A 19,914-nucleotide genomic window follows, 5' to 3' on the forward strand; every position below is an offset into this window, starting at 1 on the left:
TTTATACAATGAATGCGTTAGCGTGTATGAAGTGTCTATAAATCAACAAAAAATCACATATTTTTCACGAATGAACAATTAACATCGAGGTTTAATGCGTATAAAAAAGGATCATGTGCGTTGTATACAACAGCTGATATTTCTAGAATCATTGAAATGGCATGGGAAGATCGGACACCCTTCGAAGCCATTCTGCTGGAATACGGATTAAACGAAAGTGCAGTCATTCGATTGATGCGACAACAATTAAAAAAAAGTAGTTTTGAAATGTGGCGTAAACGTGTTGCGGGGCGGAATACCAAGCATCTTCACAAGCGCTCACCAGATATTTTAAGAGCTTACTGTACTCGACAATATAAACCGAAGTAGGCCTATTGGGAGATAAAGCTTTGCGTATTTTAAAACAACGAAAATGGTGGATTCTCATTCTGCTCATTTCGATGGGTGGGATATATTTCATTTTCCGTTGGTGGCAAGGTCCTGTAGTCGAAACTTACCTAATCGAAGAAAAACCACTGATTCAAACAGTGGTCGCTTCAGGTCGTGCTGAAAATGTAGCACGTAGTGAAATTGGAAGTGAAATTTCGGGTGTGGTGATTGAGCGACGCGTGCAAGAAGGTCAACGAATAGCAGCAGGAGATGTACTGTTAATTATTCAATCTGATGATTTAAAAGCACAAGTCCGTGAAGCAGAAGTTGCGCTAGAGGAATTGCGGAAAATTCGCTATCCACAAGCGCAGGTTGAATTGAAAACGGCAGAATTCCAATTACAACAAGCCAGTCGCGAAGCAAGACGTCGTCAGCAAACGGAACCGGGAGTGCTTTCTGTAGAGGAAAAAGAACAAGCCTTAGAAGCTGAACGCTTAGCGAGAAATCAATTATCTGCGGCAAAACTGAAGGCGCAAAGCCTTGCTCCAGGTCAAGTGGAAGAAAAAACCTTAAGTGAAAGATTAAATGCACTACGTGCCCAATTGGCAAAAAGTGAAATTCGGGCACAAGTATCGGGTACGATCTTGACGCGTGAAGTCGAAAAAGGGGATGCGATTCAACCTGGAAAGGTGCTCTTTACAGTCGCAGTTGATAGTCCAACGCAAATTAAAGTGGCGGTGGATGAGCAAAATTTACCTTATCTGAAATTGGGTCAAAAAGCGGTAGTGATTGCAGATGCTTATCCAGAGCAAGCATTTCCAGCTGAAGTTAACTTTATTGCACCTAATATTGATCCTCAACGTGGTACGGTTGAAGTCAAATTGGCGGTGAACTCTGTACCCAATTTTTTGAAGCAAGATATGACAGTCTCAGTGAATGTCGAAACAGCACGTCGAAATAAAACCAAAGTAATAGCCAATGACGCGCTTATTGACCCTTCAACCACGCAAGCTGAAGTTATGGTGGTAAGAGAGGGCAAGGTCCAACGTCAATCTGTAAAATTAGGGTTGCGTGGGACTGCCATGTCTGAAATCTTATCAGGGTTGGATCACAATGATCAGGTCGTTATAAAGCCTGATCAAGTAAAAGCGGATCAGCGTGTCAGAACTAAGCAGGTACAAGCACTTTGAAGATGAAGCGTTTATGGACCAATTGGCTCATCGCTGTTGGGTTTTTACGCGAGGGTCGCAGTCAAACACTGATGATTATTGGTGGTGTTGCTATTGGTGTTGCCGTTATTGTCTTTATTAGTGCATTAATTCAGGGGCTTCAGTCCAATTTGATTGAGCGTACGTTGGGTACTCAGGCACATATTAGTTTACATGCACCAGATGAGGTCAATCGCGTCGTTAAAGTGCCTGAGGGCGTAGCACACATCATCCATGAAGATCAAAGGGCTCAAAGACTCAAGTCGATCAATAACTGGCAAGAAGTTCTTGAAAATCTAGACAATATCAAGACGCTCAATGCCGTTTCTCCCATGGTTTCAGGGCCTGCACTGGTAAAACGGGGGGAAGCGATTCAGTCAGTTGCGATTATGGGGGTTGATTTACCACGGTATCAACGTATTGTACCTTTGCAAGAGTATCTAAAAACTGGTCAGCTTCGTTTAAAAGCAGATGATGTACTCATCGGAAGTGAGTTGGCCAAAGACCTTGGTGTGCGCGTAGGCAGTAAAATTCGCGTTGATAACGGTCAAGATATTAACGCCGTCATGAATGTAACGGGTATTTTTGAACTCGGGGTCAAAGAACTAGACTCACGCTATATGTATATCGATCTAAAGCGGGCACAGTCTTTATTGGGTTTGCCGGGTGGGGTTACCATTATTGATCTTCGTATTTCTGATATTTTCTCCGCAGATCAGGTCGCAACTCAAATTCATCGTCTCACTGGATTAAAAGCTGAAAGTTGGATTGAAAGTAATGCGCAATTGATGAATGCGATTTCAGCGCAAAGTCTTTCAACCAATATGATTATTATATTTGTTGGAATATCTGTTGCATTTGCGATCGCCAGCGTACTCTCCATTACAGTGGTACAGCGTACACGTGAGATCGGAATCTTGCGTGCTACAGGTGCGAGCCGAGAACAAATTTTGATGATCTTTCTCATTCAAGGTGCGATTTTCGGCTTACTTGGTTCTATTGTTGGAATCCTGACCAGTTATGCATTGGTTTGGTCATTTAATGAATTTGGCCCAGGGTTATTCTACATTCCAATTTCACCTTATTTGATTGGATCCGCTTTATTACTTGCAACATTGAGCGGTTTAATTGCAGCGGCGATTCCTGCCCGTCGTGCAGCGCGTTTAGATCCTGTGGAGGCAATCCGTCATGTCTAATCATGATGAAGTACTACGTTTAGAGGCTTTGAAAAAGTCTTATAACATTGGACAACCCAATGAAATTGAAGTGCTGCATGGGATTGATTTTGCGATACATCGTCAAGATTTTGCTGCGTTAATTGGACCTTCAGGTTCAGGTAAAAGTACGTTATTAAATATTTTAGGTTTACTGGATCAACCCACCAGTGGTGAAATTTATTTACTTGGTCAACCAACCAGTCAAATGGAAGATCAACAAAGAACGGAATTGCGTGGAAAGAGCATTGGATTTGTGTTTCAGTTTCATCATTTGATTCAAGCGTTCACCGTTATTGAGAATGTTTTGATGCCTCTAATGTTGGCGCATGGCAAACCCAATCAGCAAGCTTTAGATCGGGCACATGATTTGTTAAAAGCGGTAGGATTGAGTCAATTTGCACAACGAAAAGCTAGTCAACTTTCTGGTGGGCAGCAACAACGTGTCGCAATCGCCAGAGCTTTAATCACTCAGCCTGCTTTACTCCTCGCTGATGAACCTACAGGTAATCTAGACAGTCAAACAGCGAGCGAAGTCTTTGAGCTGTTTCGTGAAGTAAATGAGCAACAAAATTGTGCGGTATTGTTAGTGACCCATGATCCACGATTATCCGCTACATGTGATCGAACCATTCAACTGGTAGATGGGCGAATTGAACGTGATGAAATGAAGTCGTGATTAATCCAAGGCTGCATTTAAAATGGTGTGGTCAAAAGGATTGATGTTGCATGCTTTATCCTGACCGTTTGTGTGATCAGGATATAGCGCCTTATTTAGAATGACTGACCTTGGTCATTCTTGGAATTTTAGGTAAGTCGGCGAGTGCTGGATCAAGTTCATCTTCTTCAGCATGTACCAAAGCATCTACACGTTGTCTTAAATATTTAAATTTTTCAGTGAGCATCAATTCATGCTGACGTGGTCTTGGTAGATCAACCTCAATGATTTCCTTAATTTCGCCAGGATTGGCCTTCAATGCCACAATCCGATCGGCCAGTAAAATCGCCTCGTCCATATCGTGTGTCACAAAAATAATCGTGATATCGATATTGGCCCAAAGATCGATCAGATGCTTTTGCATTTTTTGACGCGTATGAGGATCTAAAGCTCCAAAGGGTTCATCCATTAAGAGAATTTTTGGCTGATTCACGAGCGCGCGAGCGATGGCAACGCGTTGTTTCATCCCTCCAGAAAGTTCATGAGGGTATTGCTGCTCAAATTTTTCAAGTCCGATAATGTTGATCCATTCGCGGGCTTGCGCCTCAGCTGTAGCATTGCTGGCACCTCGCATGAGTGGACCAAACATGACATTTTCTTTTACCGTTTTCCATGGAAACAGTGTGTAGCCTTGGAAAACCATGCCACGCTCTGGACTCGGTCCTGTGATGGTTTCACCGTCTACCAGTAATTCACCACTGGTATATGGATCAAGACCTGCCACAATACGGCTAAAGGTAGATTTACCGCATCCTGAAGGACCAATAACACAGATAAATTCACGTTTATGAATTTTTAAATCTAAAGTATTTAAAATGGTGCGCTCAGTTTTTCCGTGGCTAAACTTTTGGGTGAGATTTTTTGCTTCTAAAATGACGGGACGAGCGTAAATTTTGTCAAAGTAAGCGCGGGCATCAAAATCTGAGGGTTGAAGTGCTGAAGACATTAGCGAACTCCCGTTTTCCATTTAAATAATTGCTGTCCAAGTTTCATTAAAATCACGTCGCAAATCAGACCAATCAAACCGATAATCAAAATTGCGGCAAAAACATTGTCAAAGTTTTGATAGCGAGCTTGTTGAGTGATGAACCACGTGATACCGGATGTACTTCCTATGAGTTCTGCAACGATTAAATAGGTCCAAGCCCAACCTAAAAGTACACGAAGGTTTCGATAAATTTCTGGGAGTGCAGCAGGGATGACCACATAAAATAAACTTTTGATTTTATTAGTTCCTAAGGTGAATCCAGCTTCAATAAGACTGCGGTCGACCAGACGGGTGGTATTGGCAATAATCAGAATTTGTTGGAACAAGGTACCAATCACAATAATGGCAATTTTAGGTGCGTCATTAATGCCCAAAATCGCAACAGCAAGAGCGCCAAAGGCTGGTGCAGGCAGATAGCGAAAGAACTCTACAAAAGGTTCAGTTAACTGAGAAATTTTATGAGAAAAACCGCAAAGAATACCCAAAGGAATCCCGATCAAAGAAGAAATAAAAAATGCGGTAAACACCAGTTTAATGCTGTGCCATAAACTTTCATGAAACCATGGTGCATTTGCTTGAGCGGGTGGCGTTGTAAATGCGGTCACTAAGGCTGTAGCGACTTCATCTGGTGCGGGTAGGTAAATGGGATTTACCAAAATTCCCCGAGGTGGTGGCAGTCCTTGATCGACTGCCAATTGCGCTTCAGCATAATAAACTTCTCTACTGACACGGCTATCGAATTGTAAAAATGTTGTGCTACCAGAATCTGTGATTTGAACTTGGGGATGCCAAATAAAAGGCAAATAACTCACTGCACACCAGATTAAAATTGGAATTAAAAACGATCCAAAACCAAGCAAAAATTTATGCTTTTGACTCAATTCTCGTGCAACATAGCTCATCGTTGCCACCTCAGTAATACAAAAAATAAAATTCGTATGATTAGGTTGCAAAATCGATGCCATTTTCGAAGCGTGCTTTAAAAGCGCTAAATTTTTAAGTTTTCATTCATTTTTCTTATGTACATTCTTTCAATATCAAGGTTTCGATCATCAAAATATGATGGAGAATTACAACTCTTCACTTGATGGTGATCACTATCACGTTTTAAATGCAGATAGAAAAGATGAGAGCCTGCTTAAATGAGATCGGCTAAATTTGTGACATTCTTAGCATGTATGTTCATGTTCCAAAGCCTTTGGAATGTGGCGGCGGCTTTTTGTGTTCATGAAAGCGACTCAACATCGACACAAAGTTTTCACTTTGGTCATCATCAACCTGTACTTTGCCAAGCCGATCTTTCAAATAAAAGTCCGAAGTCCCAAATTGAAAAAGGCTTCGTGCTTGGTGATGATCAAAGCGTGACGCTAGAAGAAAAAGCGCAAATCGATGTTTTGGATCATCAAGATCATCTGCCGTCAATGTCTCAGTTTATTCTTGCTGTAAACGAGAATTTGCCTTCGTCACAACACATCGAAAAGATTTACCAAAATCACTTTCTTTGGATTAATGCCTATCAATCGCCTCATTTAGGTAAAATCCCTCCGCCTCCTGAATTAACCCCGCTATTGGTGGGGTAGCCTAAAAATTTCCCACCACTTATTTTAAATTAGTGGGAAATTCACATGTCTTTTAAATTAAAACATTCCATTCGATTATGGCTGGTTTTAGGTTCGCTTAGTTTGGGTGCAAATGCTCAAGCAATGACAGTCAATTCGCTTGAACAAGCACTGGTTCAAGTGTCTCAATATCAACAATCAGAACAGATTTGGCAGCAACGACAAGAAATGTCAGAACTTGCAGTCAAGCAAAGTGGACTTTGGCAAAACCCGACTATCAATCTCTCTCGAGATGGCTTTGGCTCGAATCAAGATCAAGAGTTAAGTCTAGGTATTAGTCAGCCGATCGACATTTTTGGTCAAAGACGGATTCAAAAAAATATAGCGCGTTTGGTTGGGCAACAAAATGAATTGCGAGAAAAGTTGTGGGAAGCACAAAGCCAATTAATCGTGAAGTATGCTTGGTCACAGTTTTTAATTTCGCAATCTGAAGCGCAAATTCAAAAGTCTCAACTGCAAGTCAGTCGTGAAACTTTAGACAGCGCTAAAAAACGATATCAGGCAGGAAGCATAGCCTTAGTTGAGTATGAACGAGCGCAGATTGAAGCGGCAGAAAATGAACGCAATTATCAGCAAGCCATTTTAAATAAGGAAATTGCAAAACGTAATCTTTCTAATCTCTGGGGAGAAACTGAAGCAGAGGTGAAGGTTGATTCAAATCGGATTTATTGGCCTGACCAAGTTGAACAGAATGTTCAAAATTATATTTCTGCAGGTTATTTAGAAAAGCTTTATGCACTCAATGTTGTTCAGGCTAATCAACGAATTGAGCAACTTAAAGTAAAAGCAAAACCAAATCCAAATTTGAATGTAGGGATGACGCGAACAAAAGCGCCCAATGAGACAAACGATACTAGTTTATCTGTGGGTGTCGATATTCCGTTCAATATTTTTAATCGTCAGCAATACCAAATTCCGCTTGCCCAACGTCAGCAATCTCTACTTGAGCGTCAACAACAAAGAGAACTCAAACAACAAATTTTAGAGATTGCAAACTCATTTCATCAGGTGCGTGGCTTAAAACTACAGTATGACGCTGTACTGAGACAAAAAGGCTTGTCTGAAAAAGTACAGACGCGCTCTTTGCTCGGTTTTAAAAATGGAAAACTTTCAATCACTGAGGTGCAACAAGCAACGACACAATTACAAAATATTCGGCTCAGTCAAATTCAGCTCTTGAGAGAGGCATGGCAAACCGCACTTGCTGCTGAGGCATTAAGTATTGGTACCAGTTATGAACAAATTAGTCGTTCGGATGCCTATACCCAATTACTCAAAGAGGCTGTGTCACAGTCAGAAAATTTCATCAATATAGGGGCAGAATAAAATGAGATCTATACAACAAGGAAAAATAAACCAAGCATTCCTCATCGCCCTGATTATTGGGGTGACGGTAGTTATCGGGATTTGGATTTTTTTCAAAGATAATAAGAAAACAGCAATTGTTGAGAGTGAAGAGCAAGCTGAAACGTCGAATGGCGCAGAAGCTGATCATGCAGAAGAAGGTGAGATTGAACTGACATCTAAACAGCTAGTCGAACATAGTATAAAAATAGAATCAGCTCAATTAGGTGCAATTCCGCGATACACAAACTTGCCTGCAAAATTGATGGTAAATACAGATCAACAAGCGCATATTTCCCCTAATTTTGCTGGTCATGTTGAACAAGTGAATGTAGCACTGGGACAAGAAGTAGGTAAAGGTCAAATACTTGCAGTATTAAGTGTCCCAGAGCTCATTGACCAACAAGCAAATTTAAGAATGGAACAATCCAATTTAGATTTGGCACGCCAAGATTTGCAACGTGAACAACGGATGTGGTCGCAGGGGATCTCTGCAAAACAGGATTTGCAACGTGCTGAAAATGCATATCGTCAAGCACAAATCACAGTGCAAAGTGCCAATGCACGTTTACAAGCTTTGGGAGCTTCAGCAGGTTCTAATGGTCGTTTTACCATTCGTTCGCCTATCTCGGGCGTGATCAGCCAAAAAGACATCGTGGTGGGTGAAAATGTGCAACTTGCAGATCAGATTTTCATCATCGAACAATTAAAAGATTTATGGCTCGAATTTGTGTTACCTGCAGATGCGAGTAATCAAATTCGTGCACAACAAAATATTCAATTTAAATCTTTACAGTCAGGTCAGACCTATACAGCTCTTGTGCAATCGTTAACGTCGCAAGCAGATGCGCAGACTGGTCGCTTGATTGTTCGCGCTAAAGTTCAAGGAAAGGCAAGTGAGTTAAGACCAAATTTGATGGTAAATGTTGAACTTCAAAGTCCCGATGCATCCAATGTATTACGCGTTGCAAAAAATGCAGTGCAACAAATCGAAGGTAAATCAGCAATATTTATTGTTACAGAACAAAAAAATGGAAAACTCCACTTTAAAGCACAACCCATTGAAGTAGGTGAAATGTCTTCAGATGGTCAATGGGCAGAAATTAAGTCTGGTCTTCAAGCGGGGCAAAAATATGTCAATCAAGGCAGCTTCTTACTGAAATCGGAGTTAGAAAAAGGAGAAGCTGACCATGGGCACTAATCATGACATGCCGGAGGCTGAAGGGCTATTTGAGCGAATTATTCAGTTTTCAATTCAACATGCGATTTGGATCATGCTGTTTGCCTGTGCTTGGATTGCTGTTGGAGTTTATAGTTATCAAAAATTGCCAATTGATGCAGTTCCAGACATTACCAATACACAGGTTCAAATTAATACCCAAGCTAATGGATTTACTGCGCTCGAAGTTGAGCAACGCATTACGTATCCAATTGAAAATGCCATGGCGGGGATACCAGATCTTGAATTAACACGTTCGATCTCTAGATATGGTTTATCTCAGGTGACTATTGTCTTCAAAGATGGCACTGATATTTACTGGGCACGTCAACAAATCAATCAGCGTGTTCAAGAGGTTCAATCCGAATTACCTGATGATATCGCACCTACCATGTCTCCAGTATCTACGGGGCTGGGTGAAATTTATCAATGGGTACTAAAAGCTGAGCCAAAGGCTAAAAAACCTGATGGTGCTTCATACACAGCAATGGATTTACGCGAAATTCAAGATTGGATCGTGCGTCCACAATTGCAACGCGTAAAAGGCGTTGCTGAGGTGAATAGTATTGGAGGATTCAATAAAACATATGTTGTTTCGCCAGACTTGAATCGTATGCAACAACTACAAGTCAGTTTGACGCAACTTCAACAGGTTCTCACTGAGAACAATGAAAATCGTGGAGCAGGATTTATTGAAGATGGAGGTCAACAACTGACAGTACGAGTTCCTGGAACACTGAACACGATACAGGATATTGAAAATACAACGGTGGTTACCTTAAATGGAAATCCTGTCCGTGTTTCAGATATTGCTTCAGTGTCGATCGGGCATGACCTTAGAACAGGTGGAGCTACCTATAATGGAGAAGAAACCGTACTCGGCATCGCCATGATGATGATGGGTGAAAACAGCCGTAGTGTTGCACAAGCTGTTGATCAAAAAATTCAAGAAATTCAAACCACACTGCCCGAAGGCGTAAAAATTGAAACTGTTTACGATCGTACCACCTTAGTCGAGAAAGCCATTAAGACAGTTCAAAAGAACTTAGTCGAAGGGGCGATTTTGGTGATTGTGATTTTATTCATTTTCTTGGGAAATATTCGAGCAGCTTTAATTACAGCATGCGTGATTCCACTTTCGATGTTATTTACATTATCAGGTATGGCACAGCAGAAAATTAGTGCCAACCTTATGAGTTTAGGTGCGCTAGATTTCGGAATTATTGTAGATGGGGCGGTAGTGATTGTCGAAAACTGTATTCGCCGATTAGCTCATGCCCAAGAACAGTTAAGACGACCTTTAACACGTTCAGAGAGATTTAAAGAAGTATTCCTTGCTGCTCGTCAAGCGCGCCGTCCTTTAATTTTTGGTCAAACGATTATTTTAGTGGTGTACTTGCCCATATTTGCTTTAAGTGGTGTTGAAGCAAAAATGTTTTACCCTATGGCACTCACCGTAGTATTAGCTCTTATTGCTGCGATCATTTTATCCATCACTTTTGTTCCTGCTGCAGTGGCTTTATTTGTAACAGGTGAAGTAAAAGAAAATGAAAGTAGATGGATGTTATGGTTAAAGAAAAAATATCTAAAAGCATTAGACATGACTTATTTATATCGAATGGTCATGTTAACACTCGCAGTTAGTATTTTGGTTTTAACAGGGTTGTTGGCGACACGTCTAGGAAGTGAATTCGCACCGCAATTAAGCGAAGGTGATTTTGCTATTCAACAAATGCGTTCACCCAGTACCAGCTTAGAAGAATCATTAAGAATGCAGGAAATGACTGAGAAACTTTTGCTTCAAAATTTTCCAGAAATTAAAAATGTTTTCGCACGAACGGGTACTGCTGAAGTGGCAACAGATGTGATGCCACCCAATATCTCAGATGGATTCATTATGTTGAAACCTCGTCAAGAGTGGCCGAATCCCAAAGAAAGCTTAGATGATTTAAGGTCACGTATTGAAACTTTTTTGGATACTTTGCCTGGCAACAATAGTGAATTTTCTCAACCCATTGAATTGCGTTTTAATGAGCTCATTTCTGGAGTCCGCAGTGACATAGGTATAAAAATTTTTGGCGATGATATGCAGGTGTTAAACGATGAAGCTGCCAAAATTGCCAAGATTGTGCAAAAAATCAGTGGCAGTACCGCAGTCAAAGTAGAACAGACTTCAGGTTTACCCTTATTAAATATAGACGTAAATCGTTCTTTAGCAGCGCAATATGGTCTTTCGGTTCGTGAAATACAAAATTTAGTCGCTTCAAGTATCGGTGGTCAACAAGTCGGTGAAATTCTACAAGGCGACCGCCGTTTTGATTTTGTTATTCGACTTACTGATCAAGATCGGACAGTCATAGGGATTGCACAATTACCTATACAACTCCCCAATGGTGGGACAGTAAGACTGGCAGATGTGGCTACAGTTTCAAATATTGATGGTATGAATCAGGTGAGTCGTGAAAATGGCAAGCGTAGGATTATTGTGACGGCAAATGTTGAAGGGCGAGATCTGGGTTCATTTGTCCAAGAGTTGCAATCTAGCCTCACGACATATGCATTACCGAGTGGCTATTGGATTGAATATGGTGGACAGTTTGAGAATTTGGCATCTGCCAAAGCTAGAATGACTATCGTGATTCCATTGGCTTTGATTACGATTTTTATCCTGCTGATGGCTGTATTCAAAAATATAAGAGAAAGTTTATTGGTATTCACGGGCGTACCCTTTGCTCTCACGGGGGGAGTCTTATTTTTATGGTTACGTGATATTCCCATCTCAATGTCTGCGGGTATTGGTTTTATCGCTTTATCAGGTGTCGCTGTTCTGAATGGACTGGTTATGTTGACCTTTATTAAGGAGCTAAGAAGTGAATACAGTTTAAAAGATGCCATTTGGCAAGGTGCAATGTTGCGATTACGTCCTGTGCTGATGACTGCTTTTGTGGCGTCTTTAGGATTTGTTCCAATGGCGCTTGCTACGGGTACGGGTGCTGAAGTACAGCGACCGCTTGCGACAGTGGTTATCGGTGGAATTATTTCATCCACCATACTGACGCTACTACTTTTACCTGTATTGTATAGGTGGATGAATCAAGCAAAAGCAAAACAATAAATTAAACAATAACATTATGTATATGAATCAGAAGCCTCACTTTATTTTAAGTGAGGCTTCTGATGAGGAGTATAAAATGGGTAGTTCGCATAATCATGATCACAGTCATGTGGAAGTCAGTAAAGATAACGCAAAGAAACTAACTTTTGCTTTAGCCTTAACCACGACATTTTTAATTATTGAAGTTGTTGCTGCATTTATTACTCAAAGTTTAGCTTTGCTGTCAGATGCTGCACATATGTTTACTGATGCTGCTGCTCTAGCCATCGCGTTGGTTGCAATTAAGATTGGTCAAAAGCCTGCAGACAATAAGCGAACTTTTGGTTACCAGCGATTTGAAATTTTGGCAGCTCTATTTAATGCGGTGATGTTATTTATCGTTGCAATTTATATTTTGATAGAAGCGATTCATCGATTAAGTAATCCTCCTGAAATTCAGAGTGTTGGAATGATGATAGTCGCCGTCATTGGCTTAATCATTAATTTAATTTCGATGAAGATGCTTTTTTCGAGTAGTAAAGATAGCCTCAATGTCAAAGGTGCATATCTAGAAGTATTAAGTGATGCACTTGGTTCTGTAGGTGTGATCATCGGTGCTGTGATTATTTATTTTACAGGCTGGGTACTTATTGACACGATTATCGCAGTCCTGATCGGATTTTGGGTCTTACCACGTGCTTGGATTCTCGCCAAGCAAAGTGTAAATATCTTACTTGAAGGTGTACCTGATGAGATTGATATTGAAAAGCTCCGTACAGATTTATTATCGCTTGAAGGAGTTAAGGACATTCACCAATTAAAAGTTTGGGCGATCACGTCCAAAAAAGTCATGCTCACAGTTCATTTGGTTGCACCGAATGTCGATCCTAAACGTTTACATCAACAAGCTTTTGAAATGTTAAGTCATGATCATCATATTACTGAAATGACCTTGCAGATAGAAGATGATGCATATCACCATGAACTAGAACATCAGCATTAAAAAAGCCCCCGAAAGGGGCTTTTTTTAGATTTAGAGAATTTAAATGGATCTACACAGATTCAAGTGATGCGTTTTTGGTTGTGGTGTGCAGCCCATTCGTTGATGACTTACGGTATTGAGCACCACGATGATCATCTGGAAGTAATGGTCCATGACCAAACAACTTTTCTCTAAGCGTCCCCTTGGTATATTCAGTAGGGTAAACACCGCGACGTTGTAACTCAGGAACGACGTATTCGACCACGTCTTCAAAAGATTGATGTGCCAAAATATAAGCCAAATTGAATCCATCAATGCCAGTTTCATCCACCCATTCTTGAAGACGATCGGCAACTGTGCTTGGTGAGCCGACAATCACGGGTCCATTTCCACCAACACTGGTCCATTTTGCAATTTCTTCTATGGTCCAAACTTTGTCTGGATCTGCTTCTACGTATGATTGCAACATAGATTGAATGGCATTGGTATGAATATATTCAACCTGGTCTGTAGCTTTGAATTGTGAAAAATCTACACCAGACCACCCTGAAGCGAGTGTCAATCCACCATCATAACTACCGTAAGATTGATACTCTGCAAATTTAGCCTGCGCTTTCTCATCAGTTTCATCGACCACAATCGCAAGCATCGTATAAATTAGAACTGCATTTGGATCTTTACCTTCCTCAATAAGATTCTGACGAATTCCTTGTGCTAACTTTTTTACAGCAACTTTCGTTGGTGCAGATATAAATACGCACTCTGCATTTTGACTGGCAAATTTCTGTCCACGCTTTGATGCACCAGCTTGGTATAATACAGGTGTGCGTTGCGGAGAAGGTTCACAGATATGAATACCTGGCACGCTAAAATATGTACCTTCATGAAGGATTGGATGAACTTTGGTGTGATCCGCAAAAATACCAGCAGCTTTGTCGCGTCGTACCGCATCATTTTCCCAAGAGCCTTCCCAGAGTTTATATAGAACTTCCAGATACTCGTCTGCAATATCATAACGATTGTCGTGACTTACTTGGGTTTTTAAACCTAAGTTTTTGGATCCGCTTTCTAGATATGAAGTCACAATATTCCAACCCGCGCGACCTTTGGTGAGATGATCCAACGTGCTCATACGTCGTGCGAAGGGATAAGGATGTTCGAATGAAATAGAGGTGGTTACGCCAAAGCCTAAATGTTGGGTGACTGCTGCCATTGCTGGAACAATTTGAATTGGATCATTCACAGGAACTTGAACAGCACCATTTAAAGCATGTTGAGCCGATTGATGATACACATCATAAATACCCAAAACATCTGCAAGAAAAATACCGTCAAAAATACCTTTTTCTAATATTTTTGCTAAATCAGTCCAATATTCCAAATCTTTATATTCCGTAGAGCGATCGAGCGGATGACGCCATAAGCCTGGGGACTGATGTGCAATGCAATTCATTTCAAAAGCATTAAATCGTATATGTTTAGTCATAATGAAAATATAAAATAATTAAATGTTTATATTCTGATTATATGAAATGTCATACTTATTATTTAATGAGAAAAACTGCAATATACATAATAAAAAAATAAATGATTTATTTTGTTTGAAATTAGATTAGTAAATAAAATAATCGTATAAAAAATTAAAATAATTAGTGCTAGTTTAATTTTATTCAATTTTTTTGAAGAGAATAAAATGACTGCACAAATAGATATAAAATTGCATGAGGCTGAAATTTCAAAAGAATTCTACCAAATTCATCAGCCAGCGCATGTGATTAAGACAGATGAAGAAGCGATTCAAATCGCACAACAGCTCGCTGAAGATTTTGCAAAGGAAGCCTCCATTCGTGATCATGAACGCCGTTTACCTTTGAGTGAAATAAACAAGTATTCTCAATCAGGGCTTTGGGCAATTAACATTCCAAAGCAATATGGCGGTTCAGGAGTGAGTTACAAGACTCTAGCTGAAGTTGTAAAAACCATTTCTAGCGCTGATCCATCACTAGGTCAAATCGCACAAAATCATTGGGTGTTTCTCGAGCATATCCGTTTAGATGCCACCGAAGAACAAAAACAATTCTTTTTTAAAGCCGTACTGGGTGGAGAGCGTTTGGGGAATGCTTTCTCAGAAAAAGGGTCTAAGACGGTTGCCGATCTCACCACAAAAATAGAATTTGATGCTTTTGGTAATGGGATTGTGAATGGACAAAAATTCTTTGCGACTGGAGCTTTACTGGCACACCGCATTCCAGTTGTTGCGATTGATGCTGAAGGAAAACCATTTGCTGCAATCGTGCCACAAGGGACAGAAGGTGTAAAAATTACCAATGATTGGAGTGGGTTTGGTCAGCGTACAACGGTCAGTGGATCAGTCGAATTAAACAACGTTAAAGTAGATGCAAAATATATCGTTCCAATTTATCAAGCTTTTGTAAGACCGACAGCAGCTGGAGCAATTTCTCAATTTATTCAAGCTGCTGTAGATGCTGGGATTGCACGTGGTGCGATTCAAGAAACGATTCATTACGTTCGTAACTTTGCACGTCCATGGATTGATTCAGGTTTAGATAAAGCAAGTTCAGATCCATATACCATTGCCAATATTGGTGAATTGAAAATTAAGCTGCGTGCTGCTGAAGCCGTTCTGGATTTGGCAGGATTAGCGATTGATTTAGCACTTGCTGAACCGACCGAAGATCATATTAATGAAGCAACATTGCTCGTGGCTGAAGCAAAAGTCTTAACGACTGACATTGCGATTTTAGCAGCGAATAAATTATTTGAGCTTTCTGGCACGCGTTCGACCTTATCAGAATTAAATTTAGATCGTTATTGGCGCAATGCCAGAACACACACTTTGCATGATCCCGTGCGTTGGAAATACAACATTGTAGGAAATTATTTTCTAAATGATGTCCCACCACCACGTCATCCATGGAGCTAAGGAGAAATTTATTATGACTATATTAAATCAGAATGAAGAACTTTCACTTGGTGCCAACTATGAAGAGGTTGCAGCAAAGTTTCGACCGATTTTTAAGCGGATTGCAGAAGGGGCCGTTCAACGAGAAACCGATCGTGATTTGCCTCATGAACAAATTAAATGGTTAAACGATGTAGGTTTTGGTGCATTACGTGTACCAAAAAAATATGGCGGTGCAGGTTTTACCCAACAGCAACTTTTCCAAATCTTAATCGAGTTGGCGACAGCGGATTCAAATATTGTGCAAGCTTTACGTGGACATTTTGCATTTGTCGAAGACCGTTTAGTGGCCCATAGAGATCAATCACAAGCGTTTTGGTTTAAGCGATTCGTAAATGGTGAAATCGCAGGAAACGCTTGGACAGAAGTCGGTAATGTTGAGATAGGCGACGTCATTACCCGAGTGAAACAAAATCAACAAGGCGAATATGAAGTTTCAGGAGAAAAGTTCTATTCTACAGGTACTATTTTTGCCGATTGGATTGATCTTTTTGCCTATGATGAGACCACTGATCAGCATGTGATTGCAGCGGTCTCAACTAAAGCTAATGGAATTAAAGTACATGATGATTGGGATGGATTTGGTCAAAAAACCACTGGAAGCGGGACTCTAAAAATCAACCAAGTGGCGATCGAACGAGATCATATTTATCCTTTTGATCAGCGTTTTAAATATCAAACAGCTTTTTATCAAGTTGTACATCTAGCAACACTGACCGGCATCGCATTTTCTGCGGTTGAGACCTTTAGTGAGGAAGTGCGTAAGCGTACTCGAATCTTTAGCCACGGGAATGCTGATCTTGTCCGTGATGATGCTCAGATTCTACAAGTGATTGGTAAGGCATCTTCCCAAGCATTTGCCAGTCAAGCCATTACTTTAAAAACAGCTGCAGCACTGGATGATGCATATTTAAGTCACTTTAATGCTTCATCTGAAAAAGATCATGAGATTAACCAAATTGCAGAACTAGAATCTGCTCAAGGGCAGGTCGTCATTTCAGATCTTGTACTTGATTTAACAACTAAACTATTCAATAGTTTGGGCGCTTCGGCCAGCGCTTCATCGAAGCAGTTAGATCGTTTCTGGCGTAATGCACGTGTCGTATCCTCACATAATCCGATTATTTATAAGGAGAAAGTGGTGGGGGCTTTTGTCGTGAATCAAACTGAATTGCCATTTGTATGGCAAATTGGTAATAGTCCTTTGGCGAAACACTTGAAAGCTCAAGTGGCTTAATTGATGTAATTTCTATGATGCTGCTAAGAAGGTCCTGTTAAGGACCTTTTTTCTAGCTTCGTAAATAAGAGCTCTAATAGCCTAAGCGATTTAGATAGATCACTTTAAAAAACACTAAAAAAAGACACTAAAAAATAGTGTCTTAACGATTTAAAGCGAGCTCAAGAAGCCTTATCTGTTTGCAGAAGCCCTGATTCATCAACTTTACCGATACGCCATTGATAAGGGGGTAATGCACCATTTACGCTAAAGTCTCCGACAATTCGATCTTTATAAATTCTTGGGTTGTGTGATGCGAGCGTACGAATATTTCGCCAGAAACGATCTAAAGCTAAGTTTTTATCAGTGGCTGATGCTCCTAGAGCATCAAAAATAATGGTCGAAGCATTTAATGCAAGTGTGGTGATAATGGTTTGAGATTGAGCAACCTCTAATTCTGCTATGGCATTTTGATCTGCTTCGAGTTGTTCATTATCATTCAACCCAGCTTCAAAAGCACGTTGTATAGCCTGTGCATTTTTTTCAATAATTGCTGCAGTGGTGTAGGCGACACCGCGAATTTGACCCACCACTTGTAGGATTTGAGCATCATTACGGACGAAGGAAGCATTGGCATGCGTATAATTTCTTTCACGTTTATAAACCTCAGCTGATACTTCATAGCTTGCTGCTCTTGTAAGCCCTGAAATAATTGCCAATTGAATCAGTTGATAGAATGCTGCTGAATATTTAAAGCGCTGTTGGTCTCCGATGACATCTTGTTGATTCACAACAACATGATTGAACTTAGTAGTACCGCTTGCTGTAAGAATTTGACCAAAACCATTCCAGTCATCCACAATCTCAACACCTTCAGCATGTCGAGGGATTAGAATACTGGCTGATTCTCCATACAAATCAGTAATACCCACATCAATCCAGTCTGCATACAAGCTTCCTGTGGTATAAAATTTTTTTCCATTCAATACCGTACGTCCCTCAGCATCTTTTGAAAGTCTGGTTTTAAATTCATGAATGGACTCATTTCCACCTTCAGACCATGCGCTTCCAATAATTTGACCTTGAGCCACTCTAGGAAGCCATACAGATTTAAACTGTGGGTCGCGGCTGAGCAGTAAATCTTCCACAAAGCCAAAATGTACGCGAAGTGCCTGCGGTAAATTTGCATCAGCTTCGGCAAGTTCGATTAATAGATTAAATAATTCTGGAATAGTTGCATCAAATCCCCCTTGCGAACTGGGTAAGCGAAGTTTCGTAAAACCGATGTCTTTTAACCATTGAATCTGTTCAAAAGCTAAAACTCGTTTTTTTTCGCGTTCAGATCGCGAAGCTTTGATTTTTTCAAATGTAGGTCTGAATAACGAGGCGAGGCTTTCATAACGTGAAGAAGGTCCTTGTCCCCATACAGCATTAATTTGTGTGGTCAGTGCGCTGGGGCGGTGTTGCAATGCAGTTTGAGGTTTTAAATCAATAATACTCATAATAATCAGTCTTTATTCTAAATTAAAATAAAATAATAGCGCTTATAAAATGTGTGGAAATCGATTTATTGTGATATGTAAATATAATATATTGGATTAAAGGAAATTTAGATATTATCTTAAATATAGAAAATGATATTCAATAACATGAATTGAGATATAATAATATTGTGATTGAAAAAAAGGATTTAAATTAAATGAGTAAAGATTTTAAATCGAATACTTATATTTGTGATGATCATGTCGTAGATACGATTTATTGGTTGATGCACCACCAAGATAGTTATGATCGCTTTGAGTTTGATGCATTTAGTCAAAAAATAACGGTACACCATGCCAATGGAACAGATGAAATTAAGCCGGGACAGTATCTTAATGCCTGTTATGGCATATTGATCACATCATAAAAAACCGAAGCAAAGCTTCGGTTTTTGATTGAGCGAATCTTATAAGTTAACTTGCCATTGCATCTATAGTCAGCTCTGATACAGTCGGCTTCGCTTTTTCGGCTTTTAGACCTAACTTATCGAATAACTGCTTATCTTTGCCTTCACCAGCATTAGGTGTCGTTAAAAGCTTTTCACCTGAGAACAAAGAGTTAGCACCTGCTATAAACGCTAAAGCTTGATCAGAATCAGAAAGAGATTCACGACCCGCTGAAAGTCTTATATAACTTTTTGGCATGATAATGCGCGCTACGGCAATGGTGCGAATCCATTCAGTCACATCGAGTTTTTCAACATCTGCTAAGGGTGTGCCTTCGATCGGCACAAGCATGTTGATTGGTACCGATTCTGGATGAATAGCTAAGGTCGCAAGTTCATGTAATAGACCAATACGATCTTGAGTATCTTCACCTAAGCCAACAATTCCACCGCTACACACTTTCATGCCTGCTTGGCGCACAAAGTCTAAAGTATTTAAACGATCATCATAAGTGCGTGTGGTAATCACATTTGGATAGTACTCACGAGAGGTATCTAAATTGTGGTTGTAATAATCTAACCCCGCTTCTTTTAAACGTTCCGCTTGTGATTGATTAAGCATCCCTAAGGTCATACAGGTTTCAAGTCCTAGGGCTTTTACCTCACGTACCATTTCAAGTACATAGGGCATATCGCGTTCATGAGGATTTCGCCATGCAGCACCCATACAAAAACGAGATGATCCAGAAGCGAGAGCTTCTTTGGCTTCATGAATTACTTTTTCAACAGCAATTCTTTTTTCAGCTTCAAGTTTGGAATCATAACGTGCAGATTGAGAACAGTATTTACAATCTTCTGGACATTTACCCGTTTTGATCGATAGTAATGTGCTGACCTGAATGGTATTTGCATCAAAGTATTGACGATGCACGCGTTGTGCTTCGAAAACTAAGTCCATGAAGGGTTGTTCATAGAGTTTTTGTATTTCTTCACGCGTCCAATCATTGCGTACTTGCATAATTTATCCATCAAT

17 protein-coding genes are annotated in these 19,914 nt (G+C 40.2%); 12 read left to right on the forward strand and 5 right to left on the reverse strand.

Annotation, left to right across the window (positions count from 1 at the left end; genetic code table 11):
- Positions 1-120: 120 nt before the first annotated feature.
- The 4 genes from AC1M89_RS02605 to AC1M89_RS02620 are packed head-to-tail and all read left to right on the forward strand — an operon-like array spanning position 121 to position 3,470.
- Positions 121-369, forward strand: a complete 249-nt coding sequence (locus AC1M89_RS02605; RefSeq protein WP_035263835.1) for a TIGR03643 family protein — start codon at positions 121-123, stop codon at positions 367-369.
- Positions 370-389: 20 nt separating this feature from the next.
- Positions 390-1,559, forward strand: coding sequence for an efflux RND transporter periplasmic adaptor subunit (locus AC1M89_RS02610; RefSeq protein WP_481608443.1), 1,170 nt, complete (start codon positions 390-392; stop codon positions 1,557-1,559).
- A 2-nt stretch (positions 1,560-1,561) separates the two neighbouring features.
- The gene (locus tag AC1M89_RS02615; protein ID WP_481613861.1) at positions 1,562-2,773 is read left to right on the forward strand and encodes an ABC transporter permease; all 1,212 of its coding nucleotides are present in this window, start codon (positions 1,562-1,564) and stop codon (positions 2,771-2,773) included.
- Positions 2,766-3,470, forward strand: coding sequence for an ABC transporter ATP-binding protein (locus tag AC1M89_RS02620; RefSeq protein ID WP_481595391.1), 705 nt, complete (start codon positions 2,766-2,768; stop codon positions 3,468-3,470). Before AC1M89_RS02615 ends, AC1M89_RS02620 begins: the two co-directional genes overlap by 8 nt.
- Before the next feature lie 91 nt (positions 3,471-3,561).
- On the opposite strand, the gene AC1M89_RS02625 is transcribed toward AC1M89_RS02620, so the two are convergent.
- Together AC1M89_RS02625 and AC1M89_RS02630 are read right to left on the reverse strand one after the other, a co-directional pair.
- A complete protein-coding gene (locus AC1M89_RS02625) occupies positions 3,562-4,455 on the reverse strand; it encodes an ABC transporter ATP-binding protein (protein WP_481607460.1) in 894 nt (297 codons plus the stop codon).
- Positions 4,455-5,399, reverse strand: a complete 945-nt coding sequence (locus AC1M89_RS02630; RefSeq protein WP_481588250.1) for an ABC transporter permease — start codon at positions 5,397-5,399, stop codon at positions 4,455-4,457. The genes AC1M89_RS02625 and AC1M89_RS02630 overlap by 1 nt, the downstream gene beginning before the upstream one ends.
- A gap of 240 nt (positions 5,400-5,639) precedes the next feature.
- On the opposite strand from AC1M89_RS02630, the gene AC1M89_RS02635 reads away from it, so the two are divergent.
- The 5 genes from AC1M89_RS02635 to AC1M89_RS02655 all read left to right on the forward strand — a co-directional run bounded on the left by AC1M89_RS02635 (position 5,640) and on the right by AC1M89_RS02655 (position 12,776).
- On the forward strand, positions 5,640-6,077 hold the full coding sequence (locus AC1M89_RS02635) for a cation efflux protein, CzcI-like (RefSeq protein WP_481587099.1): 438 nt from the start codon (positions 5,640-5,642) through the stop codon (positions 6,075-6,077).
- A gap of 45 nt (positions 6,078-6,122) precedes the next feature.
- The gene (locus AC1M89_RS02640) at positions 6,123-7,442 is read left to right on the forward strand and encodes a TolC family protein (RefSeq protein WP_481609549.1); all 1,320 of its coding nucleotides are present in this window, start codon (positions 6,123-6,125) and stop codon (positions 7,440-7,442) included.
- Position 7,443: 1 nt separating this feature from the next.
- Complete coding sequence (locus AC1M89_RS02645; RefSeq protein WP_481613862.1) at positions 7,444-8,661, forward strand: efflux RND transporter periplasmic adaptor subunit; 1,218 nt, start codon at positions 7,444-7,446, stop codon at positions 8,659-8,661.
- On the forward strand, positions 8,651-11,794 hold the full coding sequence (locus tag AC1M89_RS02650; RefSeq protein WP_481613863.1) for an efflux RND transporter permease subunit: 3,144 nt from the start codon (positions 8,651-8,653) through the stop codon (positions 11,792-11,794). Before AC1M89_RS02645 ends, AC1M89_RS02650 begins: the two co-directional genes overlap by 11 nt.
- A gap of 76 nt (positions 11,795-11,870) precedes the next feature.
- Positions 11,871-12,776 carry a cation diffusion facilitator family transporter gene (locus AC1M89_RS02655; RefSeq protein ID WP_481608449.1) on the forward strand — a complete coding sequence of 302 codons (906 nt, stop codon included), beginning with the start codon at positions 11,871-11,873 and terminating at the stop codon, positions 12,774-12,776.
- A gap of 49 nt (positions 12,777-12,825) precedes the next feature.
- Here AC1M89_RS02655 and AC1M89_RS02660 read toward each other — a convergent pair whose 3' ends face one another.
- The gene (locus AC1M89_RS02660; RefSeq protein WP_481608450.1) at positions 12,826-14,241 is read right to left on the reverse strand and encodes an LLM class flavin-dependent oxidoreductase; all 1,416 of its coding nucleotides are present in this window, start codon (positions 14,239-14,241) and stop codon (positions 12,826-12,828) included.
- Positions 14,242-14,448: 207 nt separating this feature from the next.
- Between AC1M89_RS02660 and AC1M89_RS02665 the strand changes: the two genes are divergently transcribed.
- On the forward strand, positions 14,449-15,699 hold the full coding sequence (locus AC1M89_RS02665) for an SfnB family sulfur acquisition oxidoreductase (protein ID WP_481596982.1): 1,251 nt from the start codon (positions 14,449-14,451) through the stop codon (positions 15,697-15,699).
- Between the two features lie 13 nt (positions 15,700-15,712).
- Complete coding sequence (locus AC1M89_RS02670) at positions 15,713-16,975, forward strand: acyl-CoA dehydrogenase family protein (RefSeq protein WP_481608451.1); 1,263 nt, start codon at positions 15,713-15,715, stop codon at positions 16,973-16,975.
- Positions 16,976-17,136: 161 nt separating this feature from the next.
- Here AC1M89_RS02670 and AC1M89_RS02675 read toward each other — a convergent pair whose 3' ends face one another.
- On the reverse strand, positions 17,137-18,456 hold the full coding sequence (locus AC1M89_RS02675) for an acyl-CoA dehydrogenase family protein (RefSeq protein ID WP_481608452.1): 1,320 nt from the start codon (positions 18,454-18,456) through the stop codon (positions 17,137-17,139).
- A gap of 197 nt (positions 18,457-18,653) precedes the next feature.
- Here AC1M89_RS02675 and AC1M89_RS02680 point away from each other — a divergent pair, with 197 nt between their 5' ends.
- Positions 18,654-18,863, forward strand: a complete 210-nt coding sequence (locus tag AC1M89_RS02680) for a hypothetical protein (protein WP_481608453.1) — start codon at positions 18,654-18,656, stop codon at positions 18,861-18,863.
- A gap of 46 nt (positions 18,864-18,909) precedes the next feature.
- On the opposite strand, the gene bioB is transcribed toward AC1M89_RS02680, so the two are convergent.
- A complete protein-coding gene (gene bioB, locus AC1M89_RS02685; protein WP_481608454.1) occupies positions 18,910-19,899 on the reverse strand; it encodes a biotin synthase BioB in 990 nt (329 codons plus the stop codon).
- Positions 19,900-19,914: the final 15 nt, after the last annotated feature.

The sequence above is a fragment of the Acinetobacter sp. ANC_7635 genome, assembly GCF_056779945.1.

Bases quoted from the DNA above. Each gene is read 5' to 3' on its own strand.
- AC1M89_RS02615 (WP_481613861.1), top strand. From the start codon at position 1,562: ATGAAGCGTTTATGGACCAATTGGCTCATCGCTGTTGGGTTTTTACGC.
- AC1M89_RS02620 (WP_481595391.1), top strand. From the start codon at position 2,766: ATGTCTAATCATGATGAAGTACTACGTTTAGAGGCTTTGAAAAAGTCT.
- AC1M89_RS02625 (WP_481607460.1), bottom strand. From the start codon at position 4,455: ATGTCTTCAGCACTTCAACCCTCAGATTTTGATGCCCGCGCTTACTTT.
- AC1M89_RS02630 (WP_481588250.1), bottom strand. From the start codon at position 5,399: ATGAGCTATGTTGCACGAGAATTGAGTCAAAAGCATAAATTTTTGCTT.
- AC1M89_RS02635 (WP_481587099.1), top strand. From the start codon at position 5,640: ATGAGATCGGCTAAATTTGTGACATTCTTAGCATGTATGTTCATGTTC.
- AC1M89_RS02640 (WP_481609549.1), top strand. From the start codon at position 6,123: ATGTCTTTTAAATTAAAACATTCCATTCGATTATGGCTGGTTTTAGGT.
- AC1M89_RS02645 (WP_481613862.1), top strand. From the start codon at position 7,444: ATGAGATCTATACAACAAGGAAAAATAAACCAAGCATTCCTCATCGCC.
- AC1M89_RS02650 (WP_481613863.1), top strand. From the start codon at position 8,651: ATGGGCACTAATCATGACATGCCGGAGGCTGAAGGGCTATTTGAGCGA.
- AC1M89_RS02655 (WP_481608449.1), top strand. From the start codon at position 11,871: ATGGGTAGTTCGCATAATCATGATCACAGTCATGTGGAAGTCAGTAAA.
- AC1M89_RS02660 (WP_481608450.1), bottom strand. From the start codon at position 14,241: ATGACTAAACATATACGATTTAATGCTTTTGAAATGAATTGCATTGCA.
- AC1M89_RS02665 (WP_481596982.1), top strand. From the start codon at position 14,449: ATGACTGCACAAATAGATATAAAATTGCATGAGGCTGAAATTTCAAAA.
- AC1M89_RS02670 (WP_481608451.1), top strand. From the start codon at position 15,713: ATGACTATATTAAATCAGAATGAAGAACTTTCACTTGGTGCCAACTAT.
- AC1M89_RS02675 (WP_481608452.1), bottom strand. From the start codon at position 18,456: ATGAGTATTATTGATTTAAAACCTCAAACTGCATTGCAACACCGCCCC.
- AC1M89_RS02680 (WP_481608453.1), top strand. From the start codon at position 18,654: ATGAGTAAAGATTTTAAATCGAATACTTATATTTGTGATGATCATGTC.
- bioB (WP_481608454.1), bottom strand. From the start codon at position 19,899: ATGCAAGTACGCAATGATTGGACGCGTGAAGAAATACAAAAACTCTAT.